Origin of the sequence: Noviherbaspirillum aerium (genome assembly GCF_008929045.1) — a bacterium.
In the GTDB taxonomy this organism is placed as follows: domain Bacteria; phylum Pseudomonadota; class Gammaproteobacteria; order Burkholderiales; family Burkholderiaceae_D; genus Noviherbaspirillum; species Noviherbaspirillum aerium.
The window spans coordinates 268936-282926 of record NZ_VFAH01000001.1; the positions used below are offsets into that span (position 1 = coordinate 268936).

Here is a 13991-nt window from a genome sequence, read left to right on the forward strand (position 1 = left end):
TCAGCCCCTCATCACTTCATCGAACACCGCCTGCGTGCGCGCGGCGAGGCTGTCGGTTTCCTCGTCGTCGAGGATGTACGGCGGCATCAGGTAGACGGTGCGTCCGATCGGGCGCAGCAGCAGCTCATGCTGCAGGCCGGCGCTGAAGAACTTGCGCGAAAACGCGGGATCGTCGGTGAGCACGTCGAATGCCCAGATCATGCCGCGCTGGCGGAAATGCACGACCCGCTCGTCTTCGGCCAGCGGCATCAACGCGGTGGTCAGCCGGGCGGCACGCTCGCGGTTGCGGTTGAGCACATCGTCCTGCTCGAAGATGTCGAGCGTGGCCAGCGCCGCGCGGCAGGCCAGCGGATTGCCGGTGTAGGAATGGGAATGCAGGAAGCCGCGCTTCACATCCGCATCATAGAAGCCCTGGTAGATGTCGTCGCGCGTCATCACCAGCGACAGCGGCAGGTAGCCGCCGCTGATGCCCTTGGACAGGCAGATGAAGTCGGGCCAGATGTCGGCCTGTTCGCAGGCGAAGAAACTGCCGGTGCGTCCGCAGCCGACCGCGATTTCGTCGGCGATCAGGTGCACGCCGTAGCGGTCGCACAGCGCGCGCGCCTCGGCGAGATAGGCCGGGTCGTACATCGCCATGCCGGCGGCGCACTGCACCAGCGGCTCGACGATGACGGCGGCGATGTGCTCGCCGCGCTCGGCCAGCAATTGTTCCAGCTGCTTCGCCGCGCGGCGCGCCACGTCGGCGGCGCTTTCGCCGGCTTCGGCATTGCGCGCATCGGGCGCGGCGACCACGTGGGCCTGCTGCAGCAGCGGGCCGTAGGCATCGCGGAACAGGGCGACGTCGGTCACCGCCAGCGCGCCGATGGTTTCGCCGTGGTAGCTGCCCTCCAGGCAGACGAATTCCCGCTTGTCGGTCTTGCCGCTGTTGCGCCAGAAATGAAAGCTCATCTTGAGCGCGATCTCGACCGCCGATGCGCCGTCGGACGCATAGAAGCAATGGCCGAGTTCGCGGCCGGTGAGTTCGGACAGCCTTTCCGACAGCCTGATGACCGGCTCATGGGTGAAGCCGGCGAGCATCGCATGCTCCAGCAGGTCGAGCTGGTCCTTCAGCGCGGTATTGATGCGGGGATTGGCATGGCCGAACAGGTTGACCCACCAGGAACTGATGGCATCGAGATAGCGCTTGCCGTCAGCGTCGAACAGCCAGGCGCCGCGTCCATGGCTGACCGGCACCAGCGGCATCATGGTTTCATGATGCTGCATCTGCGTGCACGGATGCCAGACGCTGGCCAGGCTGCGGGCAACCCAGTCGCTGGGTTGTGCGGCAGGTCGTGCGGCAGGTTGATCGCTAGGTTGAGGTATGTTCAAAAGCGGCTCCACAACTTCGTTGCACCCTTGCGGGCTCATTTCGTGACAGGGTGCAGGAAGTGCATTTCGCTTACTCCAGCCACCCCGGCTTGCGTTTCTCCAGGAAGGAGCGCACGCCCTCGCGTCCCTCGTCGGAACTGCGGATGTCGGCGATGCGCAGCGCCGTGTCGGCGATCAGCTCGGCGCTCAGCGGCGCGCCGGCCACATCCTGGACCAGGCGCTTGGCCTGCCGGACTGCGTGGGGACTGTTCGATGCCAGCGCCTTGACGATGTCGGCAACCGTCGCATCGAGTGCCTCGGCGGTGGTCACCGCATGCACGAAGCCGATGCGGTGCGCCTCCTGCGCGGAAAAACGTTCTGCCGTCAAAAAATACCGGCGGGCGGCGTTTTCGCCCATGGCCTTGATGACGTAGGGTGAGATTGTCGCAGGAATCAGCCCCAGTTTGACCTCGGACAGGCAAAAATTGCTTGTCTCTACGGCAACACTGATGTCGCAGGCCGCCGCCAGTCCCATGCCGCCCGCATAGCAGTCGCCTTGTATCTTCGCCACCACCGGCTTCGGGCAGGCGTAGATGGCGCGCAGCATTTCCGCCAGCTGCGCCGCGTCGGCGCGGTTCTCCTCGTGGGTGTAGCCGGCCATCTTCTTCATCCAGTTGAGGTCGGCGCCGGCGCAGAAGGCCGGGCCGCTGGCGGCCAGCACGATGGCGCGCAGCTTGTCATTTTCTCCAAGTTCGCCGAAGACCTGCGTGATTTCCGCGATCGTCGTTTCATTGAAGGCATTGCGCACCTCCGGGCGGTTGAGCGTGACAGTGGCCACCCTGCCCTGCTCTTCGATCTTCACATCCAGTGTCTGCCAGTTCATGGTCGTCCTTTATTCCTGGTATTACATGCGGAACACGCCGAACTTCGTGTCGGGAATCGGTGCATTGAGCGATGCGGAGAGGCCGAGGCCAAGCACCATGCGGGTATCGGCCGGATCGATCACGCCGTCGTCCCACAGCCGCGCCGTCGCGTAATACGGATGGCCCTGGTGCTCGTACTGTTCGCGGATCGGCTGCTTGAAGGCTTCCTCTTCTTCCTTGCTCCAGCTGCCGCCGCGGCCTTCGATGCCGTCGCGCTTGACGGTGGCCAGCACGCTGGCCGCCTGTTCGCCGCCCATCACCGAGATGCGCGCATTCGGCCACATCCACAGGAAGCGCGGCGAGTACGCCCGGCCGCACATGCCGTAGTTGCCGGCGCCGAAGCTGCCGCCGATGATCACGGTGAACTTCGGCACCGAGGCGGTCGATACCGCCGTCACCATCTTCGCGCCATTGCGGGCGATGCCTTCGTTCTCGTACTTGCGGCCCACCATAAAGCCGGTGATGTTCTGCAGGAACACCAGCGGGATCTTGCGCTGGCAGCACAGTTCAATGAAGTGCGCGCCCTTCAGCGCCGACTCGGAGAACAGGATGCCGTTGTTGGCGATGATGCCGACCGGCATGCCGAAGATGTGGGCGAAGCCGGTCACCAGCGTGGTGCCGTAGCGCGCCTTGAATTCATCGAACTCGCTGCCGTCGACGATGCGGGCGATGATTTCACGCACATCGAAGGGCTTGCGGGTATCGGTGGGAATGACGCCATAAACGTCGCGCGGATCGTACTTCGGCGCCACCGGTTCGCGCAGCACCAGCTGCTGCGGCTTTTGCCGGTTGAGATTGCCGACGATCTTGCGCGCCAGCGCCAGCGCATGCAGGTCGTTCTGCGCCAGGTGGTCGACGACGCCCGACAGCCGGGTATGCACATCGCCGCCGCCGAGGTCTTCGGCACTGACCACCTCGCCGGTGGCGGCCTTCACCAGCGGCGGACCGCCGAGGAAGATGGTGCCCTGTTCCTTGACGATGATGGATTCATCGCTCATGGCCGGCACGTAGGCGCCGCCGGCGGTGCAGGACCCCATCACCACGGCGATCTGCGGAATGCCCTTGGCCGAGAGGTTGGCCTGGTTGAAGAAGATGCGGCCGAAGTGGTCGCGGTCGGGAAAGACGTCGTCCTGGCTGGGCAGGTTGGCGCCGCCGGAGTCGACTAGGTAGATGCAGGGCAGGTTGTTCTGGTCGGCGATCTCCTGGGCGCGCAGGTGCTTTTTGACCGTCATCGGGTAATAGGTGCCGCCCTTCACGGTGGCGTCGTTGCAGACGATCATGCATTCTTGGCCGGCGACGCGGCCGATGCCGGCGATCACGCCGGCGGCCGGCGCGGCATTGTCGTACATTTCGTAGGCCGCCATCTGCGACAGTTCGAGGAAGGGCGTGCCGGGATCGAGCAGCATCTGCACGCGGTCGCGCGGCAGCAGCTTGCCGCGCGCGGTGTGCTTCTTGCGGGCTTCCTCGCCGCCGCCTTGCGCCAGCTTTTCCACCTTGGCCTTGAGGTCGTCGACGAGCGCCTGCATCGCTGCGGAATTGGCCTTGAAGTCTTCGCTGCGGGGCGACAGTTTGCTTTCTATTTGCGGCATCTTGTTGTCATCCTTTTTATATTGCTGATTCGTGATCAAGCGATGTTGTCGTCATTCGCCTTTCGCCCTTGTGGGACGATGCAGGCGCTCATGTCTTTTCAGGTTTTTTCAGGTCTTTTCCGGAAAACTGCCGTCCACGTAATACCACCTGCCGTCTTCGCGCACGAAGCGGCTGATCTCGTGCAGGCGGTGCGCCCGCCCGCCGGTCTTGTAGCGGGCGACGAATTCCACCGTGGCGCGCTCCCCGTCGGGCACATGCCTGCGCACCTCCAGGCCAAGCCACTTCGTATCCTTGTCCTGCGCCACCGGCTCGACCGGGCGGGTCGTAGCATGCCATGTAGCCTTCAGATAATCTTCATTGCCCAACACATAGGCGGTATATCGCGAGCGCATCAGGAGGTCGGCAGCGGGCGCGGCCTGGCCGCCTTCGATGAAGCGGCCGCAGCAGCCTGCATAGTCCTTGCCGCCGCAGGGGCAGCTGTTCGCCTGCGGCTTGCTCATTCCAGCACCAGCTGCGGCAGCAGCGCCATGTCGCTGAACACCTTGCTGGCGCCGGCATCGAGCAGGCGCTGCGGGTCGGTCCGCTCGGCATAGCCGTACACCGTCATGCCGGCCGCCAGCCCGGCGGCGATGCCGGTCGGCGTATCCTCGATCACCACGCAGCGCGAAGGATCGATGCCCATGGTCTTCGCGGCGAGCAGGTAGACGTCCGGCGCCGGCTTGGTGCGCGGCACCTCCATGCCGGAAAACATGTTCTTCTCGAACCACGGCAGCAAGCCGGTCTGGCCCAGGGTCAGGTGCATCTTCGCGCGGTCGGCGCCGGAAGCGACGCAGAACGGCATCTCGCGTTCCGCCAGCCGCGCCACCGCCTCGCGGATGCCGCGCACCGGATCGATGCCGGCTTCCAGCGCCCGGTTGCGGCGCTCGACGAACTGCAGGTAGAAGTCGGACGGCATCGGCTTGCTGATGTTGGCGGCGATCGTGGCCGCTTCGTCGCGCACCAGGCGGCCGACGAAGATGCGCATGGTGTCTTCCAGCGAGACTTTCCAGCCGAGCTCGTTGAGCATGTCGGCCAGCACGCCGCAGGTGATCGGTTCGCTGTCGACCAGCACGCCGTCGCAATCGAATGCGACCATGTCGAACTTGGGCATCAGGCTGTCTTCGCTTTCTCTGTCTTGTCCGGTTTGCTTGCAGTGGGCGCGCCCGCCTTCTTCCAGGCGCCGAAGCCGCCTTCGATATGCGCGACCTTGTCCATGCCCATGTCCTGCAGGGTCTTGGTGGCCAGCGCGCTGCGCAGGCCGCCGGCGCAGAAGAAGATGTATTCCTTGTTTTCGCCGAACACCGGCTTGTAATACGGCGACTCCGGATCGACCCAGAATTCCAGCATGCCGCGCGGCGCGGAGAAGGCGCCGGGGATCACGCCCTCGCGCTCGAGTTCGCGCGGATCGCGGATGTCGACGAACTGCACGTTGGGGTCGTCGTACTTGGCGCGGGCCTGTTCGACCGTGTAGGTGGTGATCTCGGCCATCGCTTCATCGACGAGGGCCTTGTAGCCTTTTTTCATCGCGTCTTCTCCTTGGGTTTGTCGCTCTTGCTGCCTTGGCTTGTGCAGGCACGGAGGCCTGCACTACTGGAGCGCTCGGGCAATCAGTATCTTCTGGATATCGCTCGTACCCTCGTAAATCTGGCACACCCTGACATCCCGGTAAATCCGCTCCACCGGAAAATCGCTGACATAGCCGTAGCCGCCGTGGATCTGTATCGCATCCGAGCAGACGCGCTCGGCCATCTCGCTGGCGAACAGCTTGGCCATCGCAGCTTCCTTCAGGCAGGGCTTGCCGGCATCTTTCATGCTGGCCGCATGCATGATCAATTGCCGCGCCGCTTCGATCTGCGTCGCCATCTCCGACAGCTTGAACTGCACCGCCTGGTGCTCGAACAGGGTCTTGCCGAAGCTGGTGCGTTCCTTCGCGTAGGCCAGCGCCGCTTCGAAGGCCGCGCGCGCCATGCCTACCGATTGCGAGGCGATGCCGATGCGGCCGCCTTCCAGGCCGGACAGCGCGATCTTGTAGCCCTGGCCTTCCTCGCCGATCAGGTTCTGCGCCGGGATGCGGCAGTTCTCGAACAGGATCTGCGCGGTGTCGGAGGAATGCTGGCCGAGCTTCTCTTCAAGGCGCGCCACGATGTAGCCGGGCGTGTTGGTCGGCACCCAGAAGGCGCTGATGCCCTTCTTGCCGGCGGCCTTGTCGGTCACGGCCATGACGATGGCCACGTCCGCAGTTTTGCCGCTGGTGATGAACTGCTTGACGCCGTTGAGCACGTAATGCTCGCCGTCGCGGGTGGCGGTGGTACGCAGGGCCGATGCATCGCTGCCCACGTGCGGCTCGGTCAGGCAGAAGGCGCCGAGCATGTCGCCGCGCGCCAGCGGCTTGAGGAAGCGCTCCTTCTGCTCCGCGTTCGCGTACATCATGCCGATACTGCACACCGGGCAGTTGTTGACCGAGATGACGGTCGAGGTGCCGCCGTCGCCGGCGGCGATTTCTTCCAGCACCAGCGCCAGCGACACATAGTCGAGGCCGGCGCCGCCGAGTTCTTCCGGCACCGCGACGCCGAAGGCGCCGAGCGCGGCCAGGCCCTTGAGCTCGTCGGCCGGAAAGTGGTGCTCCTTGTCCCAGCGCGCGGCGTTGGGCGCGAGGCGCTCCTGCGAAAAGCTGCGCAGCGCGTCGCGGATCATTTCATGCTGTTCGGATAAAACCATCTGCTGTCCCCTTGCCAGGCCAGTCGTGCCGGCCATGCCTTGTCATGTCGTTGTTGATTGTTACCAGGCGATGCTGCGGCCGTCGTAGCTCTGGAAGGAGCCGCTGTGCTCCGGCCCGAGGCCGGCGATCACCTTGAGCATGCCGGCCACGCTGTCCTCGACCGAGGTCGGCGCGTCGGGTCCGCCCATGTCGGTCTTTACCCAGCCGGGGTTCATCGCCACCAGCGTGGCTTTCGGATAATCGAAGGAGGCGCTTTTCACCGCCATGTTGAGCGCCGCCTTGGAAGCGCGGTACACCCAGCCGTGGCTGGATTCGGTCTCGCCGATGCTGCCCATGCCGCTGCTGATGAAGACGAACTTGCCCTGGCGCGCTTCGACCAGCGGCGCGATCATGGGAATCGTCTGCATCGCGCCGAGCACGTTGGTGCGCATGACCTTGTCGAAATCCTCCGCCGTCGGCATCGCGCTTGCCTGGCCGCCGCTGCCGTAGTAGCCGGTCACATACACGGCAAGGTCGAGCTTTTCATCGTCGAGCTGCCAGCCGATCCCGGCCAGCGATTCCGGCTTGAGCACGTCGAGCTTGAGCGCTTCGGCGCCTTCGCCGCGCAATTCCTGCAGCGCGTCGTCATTGCGCGCGGTGGCGATGACCTTCCAGCCGGCCGCGCGCAGCTGGCGCACGAATTCGTGGCCGATGCCGCGCGAGGCGCCGATGATGAGTGCGGTGGGCATGGTGAATTTCCTTGTACGGACTGGTTTGCGCGTTCCTGACGTCGCCGTCAGGAACGCTTGGTGCTGCTATTGATACTGCTACTGATACCGATGAGGCGAACCGCTTACACCAGTTCGATTGCCATCGCGGTGCCTTCGCCGCCGCCGATGCACAGCGCCGCGACGCCGAGCTTGCCGCCGGTCTTCTGCAGCGCGCCGATCAGGGTGACGATGATGCGCGCGCCGGAAGCGCCGATCGGATGGCCGAGCGCGCAGGCGCCGCCGTGGATGTTGATCTTGTCGTGCGGGATGCCATGCTCCTTCATCGCGGCCATCGGCACCGCGGCGAAGGCTTCATTGATCTCGAACAGGTCGACGTCCTTGGTGGTCAGGTTGAGCTTCTTGTACAGCTTCTCGATCGCGCCGACCGGTGCGGTGGTGAACCAGTTCGGTTCCTGCGCATGGGTGGAATGGCCGAGCACGCGGGCGATCGGCTTGCAGCCGAGCTTCTTGGCGGTCGATTCGCGCATCAGCACCAGTGCCGCGGCGCCGTCGTTGATCGAGGAAGAGGAAGCGGCGGTGATGGTGCCGTCCTTCTTGAAGGCCGGCTTGAGCGACGGGATCTTGTCGACCTTGGCTTTCAGCGGGCCTTCATCCTTGTCGATCACCACGTCGCCGGACTTGGCGGCCACGGTGACGGGCGCGATTTCCCACTTGAAGGAACCGTCGTTGTTGGCGGCCTGGGCGCGCTTGACGGATGCGATCGCATAGGCGTCCTGCTCTTCGCGGGTGAACTTGTACTTGTCGACGCATTCCTCGGCGAAGGTGCCCATGGAACGGCCCTTTTCATAGGCGTCTTCCAGGCCGTCGAGCATCATGTGGTCGTACATCATGCCGTGGCCGATGCGGTAGCCGCCGCGCGCCTTCGGGATCAGGTAGGGCGCATTGGTCATGGATTCCATGCCGCCGGCGATGACGACATCGTTGCTGCCTGCCAGCAGCGAGTCGTAGCCGATCATCGCCGCCTTCATCGCCGAGCCGCACATCTTCGACAGCGTGACCGCGCCGGCGGAGGTCGGAATGCCGGCCTTGATCGCCGCCTGGCGCGCGGGCGCCTGGCCCTGGCCCGCCATCAGGCAGTTGCCGAACAGGACTTCATTGACATGGCTGGGTTCGAGGTTGGCGCGCTCGATGGCGGCGCGGATCGCGACCGCGCCGAGGTCGGATGCGGACAGGCCGGAAAAGTCGCCCTGGAAGGCGCCCATCGGGGTGCGGGCTGCGCCGACGATAACAATAGGATCGTTGTTCATGTGAAGTCTCCGAGGTCAAGCGGCTTGCGCCGCGGGGGTAAGGGGTTTGTAGCTGAAGCGCAATTCCTGCGGATACGGGAACACGTCTTCGATATGGCCATCCAGGATGCGCTGTTTGGCCTGTTGCCAGTACTGCGGGGTGAGCAGGTCGGCATGGTGCTTCAGGAAATATTTTCTGACTTCCGGATTGCCGAGCAGGAAGGTGCCGAACTGCTCGGGGAACACGTCGTTCTTCGCCACCGGATACCAGGGCTCGCTCGCCATTTCATCTTCCTCGTTCCGCGGTGCCGGAATCGCGCGGAAGTTGCAGTCGGTGATGTACTCGATCTCGTCATAGTCGTAGAACACCACGCGGCCATGCTTGGTGACCCCGAAGTTCTTGTACAGCATGTCGCCGGGGAAGATGTTGACGCCGACGAGATCCTTGATCGCATTGCCGTATTCGACGATCGCATGTTCGATGGCCGCATGGTCGCCGCGCCGGTCGGCCTCGCTCAGCCACATGTTCAGCGGAATCATGCGGCGTTCGATGTAAAGATGCCTGATGATGATTTCATCGCCCTCTTCCTCGATGATGGATGGCGCCACCTGCTTGAGGTCGGCCAGCAGTTCATCGGAAAAGCGGGCGCGCGGGAAGGCGACGCTGGAATATTCGAGGGTGTCGGCCATGCGGCCGACGCGGTCGTGGTTCTTCACCAGCAGGTATTTTTCCTTCACCAGTTCGCGCGTGGTGTCCTTCGGCGGCGGGAAGTAATCCTTGATCACCTTGAACACGTACGGAAACGACGGCAGCGCGAACACCACCATCACCAGGCCGCGGATGCCGGGCGCGGATTCGAAGCAGTCCGATGAATACTTGAGATGATGCAGGAAGTCGCGGTAGAACGCCGCCTTGCCCAGCTTCTGCAGGCCGAGGATGGTGTAGATCTCGCTGCGCGGCTTGTACGGCATCAGCGAGCGCAGGAACTGCACATAGGCCGACGGCACTTCCATGTCGACCATGAAGTAGGCGCGGGTGAACGAGAACAGCACGGTGATCAGCGTCGGATCGAACAGCACCGTGTCGAGCACCAGTTCGCGCTTGCGGTTGTACAGGATGGGCACGACGAAGGGATAGACGCGGTTGCCGTTGATGCCCTTGCCGACGATGTAGGCGCCCTTGTTGCGGTAGAACAGGGACGACAGCACCTGGATCTGGTGGTTGGGCTCCAGCAGGTCGGAGCCGAACATGGCGCGCATGCGGGCTTCGACCAGGCTGACATCGCGGTCGAGATCGGCGAACGGCGTGTTCAGCTGGAAATTGGTGACGATGCGCTTCAAGGTGTAGTGCAAGCCGTCCTTGGCCGGATAGTAGACCCGGTAGATCGGCAGCGGGCCGTCCGGTTCGATGTATTCGGTGGAGACCGCCGGCCGCACGAAGATGAAATCGTTGTGGAAATAGGTGCGGTGCAGGATGTTGCAGCAGACGGAATTGAAGAAGGTTTCCGCCAGTTCCGGCTGCTTGTGATTGATCAGCAGGCCGATGTAATGCAGCTTCACCTCGCGCCAGACTTCATCGGTCAGTTCTTCCTGGGCGTATTCGTCTTCCAGCGCATGCACGCATTCCTGCACCCGCTTGTCGTAGAACGCGATTCTGTCCCTTGCCTTGCCCTGCGCCGTTTTCCAGTCGCTGCTCTCGAAATACCGCTTGGCATCCTGGCTGGCGATCCGGAACAGCCGGTAATGCTTTTCGAAGCCGTCGAGGATGCTGCGCGCGATGTCGAAGGCAATCTGGGAACGAAGCAGCTTGGGAAAGGCGGTCTGGGACATGGCTAGCGCTCGAATTGGATTTTCCAGGCTTCCAGTTTAGCCAAATCCACGCCGATGCCGCCGCACACCACGACCAGCGGCCTTTCGAACGGAGCCAGTGCCGGGACGCTGTGATACACCACCGACAGGGCCGCGCCGCAGGCCGGTTCGACCAGGGTGCGCATGTCGTCGGCAAAGCGGCGGCAGGCGCTGACGGTCTGCGCATCGGAGACCACGACGCTGCGCACGTCGTGCTCACGCGTCCATTCGAAGGCGCGGCTGGCGACGCGCCGGGCGGCGAGGGATGTCGCGATGGTCTTCACTTCCGGCAAGGTCACCAGTTCATTCGCCTTGATTGCCGCATGCAGGGAGGCGGCGCCCTCGGTTTCGGCGGCGATCACCGGAATGTGCGCCCGGCCGTTCCGATGCAGGCCGGCGATCACGCCGCACATCAGCCCGCCGCCGCCCACCGCGCAGACCACCGCATCGAAATCGGCGCCCTGGGCCACGGCTTCGTCGATCAGGGTGGCGTTGCCGTCCCAGATATCCTGGTGATCGAAGGGCGGCACGTAGACCGCACCCGGCTGTTCGCACAATTGCAATGCATGCTGGTTGCTTTCGTCCCAGACGCTGCCGTGAACGATGACTTCGGCGCCGATGCTGCGGATGCGGTGGCGCACCGACTCATGCGTGGTCTGCGGCACCACGATGGTGGTGTGCAGGCCGAGCGCCACGCCGGCGACGGCGGCGGCAAAGCCGGCATTGCCGCCGGACGGGCAGACGAAATGGCGGGCGCCGCGCTCGGCGGCACGCTGGCAGAACAGGCCGATGCCGCGCATCTTGAAGGAACCCGAGGGCTGCAGGTTTTCCATCTTGAGCAGGACCTGCTTGCCGATGGCGGAAGCCAGGCTGTCGTGGCGCAGGAGCGGGGTGGTGAGATGCAATGAAGCCATGGTGCGATGGTAATCCGTTCTTTCGATCTTCCACACTCGTAAAAATACGGGCGTTCGGTTTTCGTTTTTTCGATTTTTCAGGGAGGCGACGCTCCACCGTTGAGGACACCGTTCCGGGCAACGACCGCCATGGTTCCGCTGAATTTGCTGACAAGCACTTTCCTGTCGCCGCTGAGGGCATGGACTTCGGACTCCACCACGTGGAAAGCCTTGCCCGGCTTGAGTACCTGGACGCGGCACCAGAGGGTGTCTCCCAGTCCGGGACGCAGCAGGTGCATCTTGAATTCCACGGTCAGGATGAAGCCTTCGGCCGGCGTCACGGTCATCGCGGCACCGCCGGCGGTATGGTCGGCGATCGTCGTCTGCACACCGGCGTGGATGACGCCGGTGTGCTGCAGATGACGCGGCGCGATGCGAAGGGTGGATTCGCACCAGCCGGGACCGCAATCGACAAGGATGATGCCGATTTCGTTCAGGAAAGCCGCCTCGCCGAAACCCTGTTCGACGACGCGACGGTAATTCGGATCGGGGGAATGCATTGTATGCGCTCCGTCTCTGCTGCGCTTGCACGGCACCCTGCTCCCGGCAGGGTGCATGTTTGCATTACCTGGTCTCGGCGAACAGCTCGCGGCCGATCAGCATGCGGCGGATTTCGCTCGTTCCCGCGCCGATCTCGTACAGCTTGGCGTCGCGCCACAGGCGGCCGACCGGGTATTCATTGATGTAGCCGTTGCCGCCCAGCGTCTGGATCGCCTCGCCCGCCATCCAGGTCGCCTTTTCGGCGGAGTACAGGATGGCGCCGGCCGCATCCTTGCGCAGCGCCCGCACCGCTTCCGGATTCTTCGCCCGGTCGCAGGCCTGGCCGACCGCATAGACATAGGCCTTGCAGGCCATCATGGTGGAATACATGTCGGCGACCTTGCCCTGCATCAGCTGGAATTCGCCGATCGGCTGGCCGAACTGCTTGCGCTCGTGGATGTAGGGCACCACCGCGTCCATGCAAGCCTGCATGATGCCCAGCGGCCCGCCGGACAGCACGGTGCGCTCGAAGTCGAGGCCCGACATCAGCACGTTGACGCCCTTGCCGAGGCCGCCGAGCACGTTTTCCGCCGGCACTTCGCAATCCTGGAACACCAGTTCGCCGGTGTGCGAGCCGCGCATGCCGAGCTTGTCGAGCTTCTGCGCAATCGAGAAGCCCTTGAAGCCCTTCTCGATCAGGAAGGCGGTCATGCCGCGCGGGCCGGCTTCGATGTCGTTCTTCGCATAGACCACCAGGGTGTCGGCATCCGGGCCGTTGGTGATCCACATCTTGGTGCCGTTCAATACCCAGCGGTCGCCCTTCCAGTCGGCGCGCAGCTTCATGCTGACCACGTCGGAGCCGGCGTTCGGCTCGGACATCGCCAGCGCGCCGACATGCTCGCCGGAAATCAGCTTGGGCAGGTATTTCTGTTTCTGCTCTTCGGTGCCGTTGCGCTTGATCTGGTTGACGCACAGGTTGGAATGGGCGCCGTAGGACAGGCCGACCGACGCCGAGGCGCGGGAAATTTCCTCCATCGCCACGATGTGGGCGAGATAGCCCATGTCGGTGCCGCCGTATTCTTCGCTGACGGTGATGCCGAGCAGGCCGAGCTCGCCCATTTTCTTCCACAGGTCCATCGGGAACTGGTCGGTGCGGTCGATTTCGGCGGCGCGCGGCGCGATTTCCGCCTGCGCGAATTGCTGCACGGTTTCGCGCAGCGCGGCGATGTCTTCGCCATGGTCAAAGGTCAAGCCGGGCAAGTGGATCATGTCGTCCTCGGTTTATAGGAGTTATGCAATCGGAATACTTACCAAAAATACTGAAAATACTGGTCCAAACTTCTGGCGCGATGCTGCGCATCATACCGCCAAAATGACGTTTACGTAAACGTAAAGCAGATACCGTAGAACTACGATTTTGACGGGTATCAGGCGGCGTCCTTTAGCTTGCGCGCCGCCGCTTTCTTCTCGGTCGCCTTCAGCGGCTTTTCGCCGGACAGCAGCCGCCTGCACTCCTCTTCATGCGCGGCGATCTCGGCCAGGGTGACCTCGATATCCTCGCGCTGCCGCTCCAGGGTTTCCCGGTGCTGGGACAGCACCGCCAGGAAGCGCTTGAGCTGCGGCGCGGTGTCTTTCGGCGATTCGTACATGTCGACCAGCGCCTTGATTTCCGAGAGGCTCAGGCCCAGGCGCTTGCCGCGCAGGGTGAGCTTGAGCCGGGTGCGTTCGCCGGCGCTGTAGACCCGGGTGCGCCCGCCCGCACCCTCGCGCTTGGGACTGAGCAGGCCCTGGTCTTCATAGAAGCGGATGGCGCGGGGCGTGATGTCGAATTCGCGGGCAAGCTCGGTGATGGTATAGGTTGGCATGAGGGAATTCCGGGATTGTCAGCAGCGAAAAACGAATGTGTTTAGAATCACTGAAAGGCAACTGCAGTTTACGTTAACGTAAAGTCCTATTGTAGCGCGGCCGCGGTAAAAGTGAACCGGCAAGGACCACGTGCCGCGGCGAGTGTTGCAATCGCCGTAATCGCCGTAATCGCCGTAATTGCCGTAACTGTCGCGGTTACCGCCATCGCTGCGATAACCGCGACGATTGCG

At 63.6% G+C, this 13991-nt stretch carries 14 protein-coding genes; all 14 read right to left on the reverse strand.

From position 1 onward, the window contains the following. The 14 genes from FH061_RS01250 to FH061_RS01315 all read right to left on the reverse strand — a co-directional run bounded on the left by FH061_RS01250 (position 1) and on the right by FH061_RS01315 (position 13760). Complete coding sequence (locus FH061_RS01250) at positions 1-1368, reverse strand: adenosylmethionine--8-amino-7-oxononanoate transaminase (RefSeq protein ID WP_225984433.1); 1368 nt, start codon at positions 1366-1368, stop codon at positions 1-3. 70 nt (positions 1369-1438) lie between these two features. After that, complete coding sequence (locus FH061_RS01255) at positions 1439-2230, reverse strand: enoyl-CoA hydratase/isomerase family protein (RefSeq protein ID WP_151632173.1); 792 nt, start codon at positions 2228-2230, stop codon at positions 1439-1441. A gap of 21 nt (positions 2231-2251) precedes the next feature. Continuing rightward, on the reverse strand, positions 2252-3859 hold the full coding sequence (locus tag FH061_RS01260) for a carboxyl transferase domain-containing protein (protein WP_151632175.1): 1608 nt from the start codon (positions 3857-3859) through the stop codon (positions 2252-2254). A gap of 108 nt (positions 3860-3967) precedes the next feature. Beyond that, the gene (locus FH061_RS01265) at positions 3968-4360 is read right to left on the reverse strand and encodes a YchJ family protein (protein WP_151632177.1); all 393 of its coding nucleotides are present in this window, start codon (positions 4358-4360) and stop codon (positions 3968-3970) included. Then, on the reverse strand, positions 4357-5010 hold the full coding sequence (locus FH061_RS01270; protein WP_151632178.1) for an HAD family hydrolase: 654 nt from the start codon (positions 5008-5010) through the stop codon (positions 4357-4359). The genes FH061_RS01265 and FH061_RS01270 overlap by 4 nt, the downstream gene beginning before the upstream one ends. Next, complete coding sequence (locus FH061_RS01275) at positions 5010-5423, reverse strand: rhodanese-like domain-containing protein (RefSeq protein ID WP_151632180.1); 414 nt, start codon at positions 5421-5423, stop codon at positions 5010-5012. Before FH061_RS01275 ends, FH061_RS01270 begins: the two co-directional genes overlap by 1 nt. 63 nt (positions 5424-5486) lie before the next feature. Next, on the reverse strand, positions 5487-6617 hold the full coding sequence (locus tag FH061_RS01280) for an acyl-CoA dehydrogenase family protein (protein ID WP_151632944.1): 1131 nt from the start codon (positions 6615-6617) through the stop codon (positions 5487-5489). Between the two features lie 60 nt (positions 6618-6677). Next, on the reverse strand, positions 6678-7346 hold the full coding sequence (locus tag FH061_RS01285; RefSeq protein ID WP_151632182.1) for an SDR family oxidoreductase: 669 nt from the start codon (positions 7344-7346) through the stop codon (positions 6678-6680). A 104-nt stretch (positions 7347-7450) separates the two neighbouring features. Next, complete coding sequence (locus FH061_RS01290; protein ID WP_151632184.1) at positions 7451-8635, reverse strand: acetyl-CoA C-acetyltransferase; 1185 nt, start codon at positions 8633-8635, stop codon at positions 7451-7453. 15 nt (positions 8636-8650) lie between these two features. Next, positions 8651-10444 carry a bifunctional isocitrate dehydrogenase kinase/phosphatase gene (gene aceK, locus FH061_RS01295; RefSeq protein ID WP_151632185.1) on the reverse strand — a complete coding sequence of 598 codons (1794 nt, stop codon included), beginning with the start codon at positions 10442-10444 and terminating at the stop codon, positions 8651-8653. A gap of 2 nt (positions 10445-10446) precedes the next feature. Beyond that, positions 10447-11376, reverse strand: coding sequence for a pyridoxal-phosphate dependent enzyme (locus FH061_RS01300; protein WP_151632186.1), 930 nt, complete (start codon positions 11374-11376; stop codon positions 10447-10449). Positions 11377-11453: 77 nt separating this feature from the next. Continuing rightward, positions 11454-11915: a PaaI family thioesterase gene (locus FH061_RS01305; RefSeq protein WP_151632187.1), complete on the reverse strand. Its 462-nt coding sequence runs from the start codon at positions 11913-11915 to the stop codon at positions 11454-11456. 64 nt (positions 11916-11979) lie between these two features. Beyond that, a complete protein-coding gene (locus FH061_RS01310) occupies positions 11980-13164 on the reverse strand; it encodes an isovaleryl-CoA dehydrogenase (protein ID WP_151632189.1) in 1185 nt (394 codons plus the stop codon). Positions 13165-13322: 158 nt separating this feature from the next. After that, positions 13323-13760 carry a MerR family transcriptional regulator gene (locus tag FH061_RS01315; RefSeq protein WP_151632191.1) on the reverse strand — a complete coding sequence of 146 codons (438 nt, stop codon included), beginning with the start codon at positions 13758-13760 and terminating at the stop codon, positions 13323-13325. Between the last annotated feature and the right edge of the window lie 231 nt (positions 13761-13991).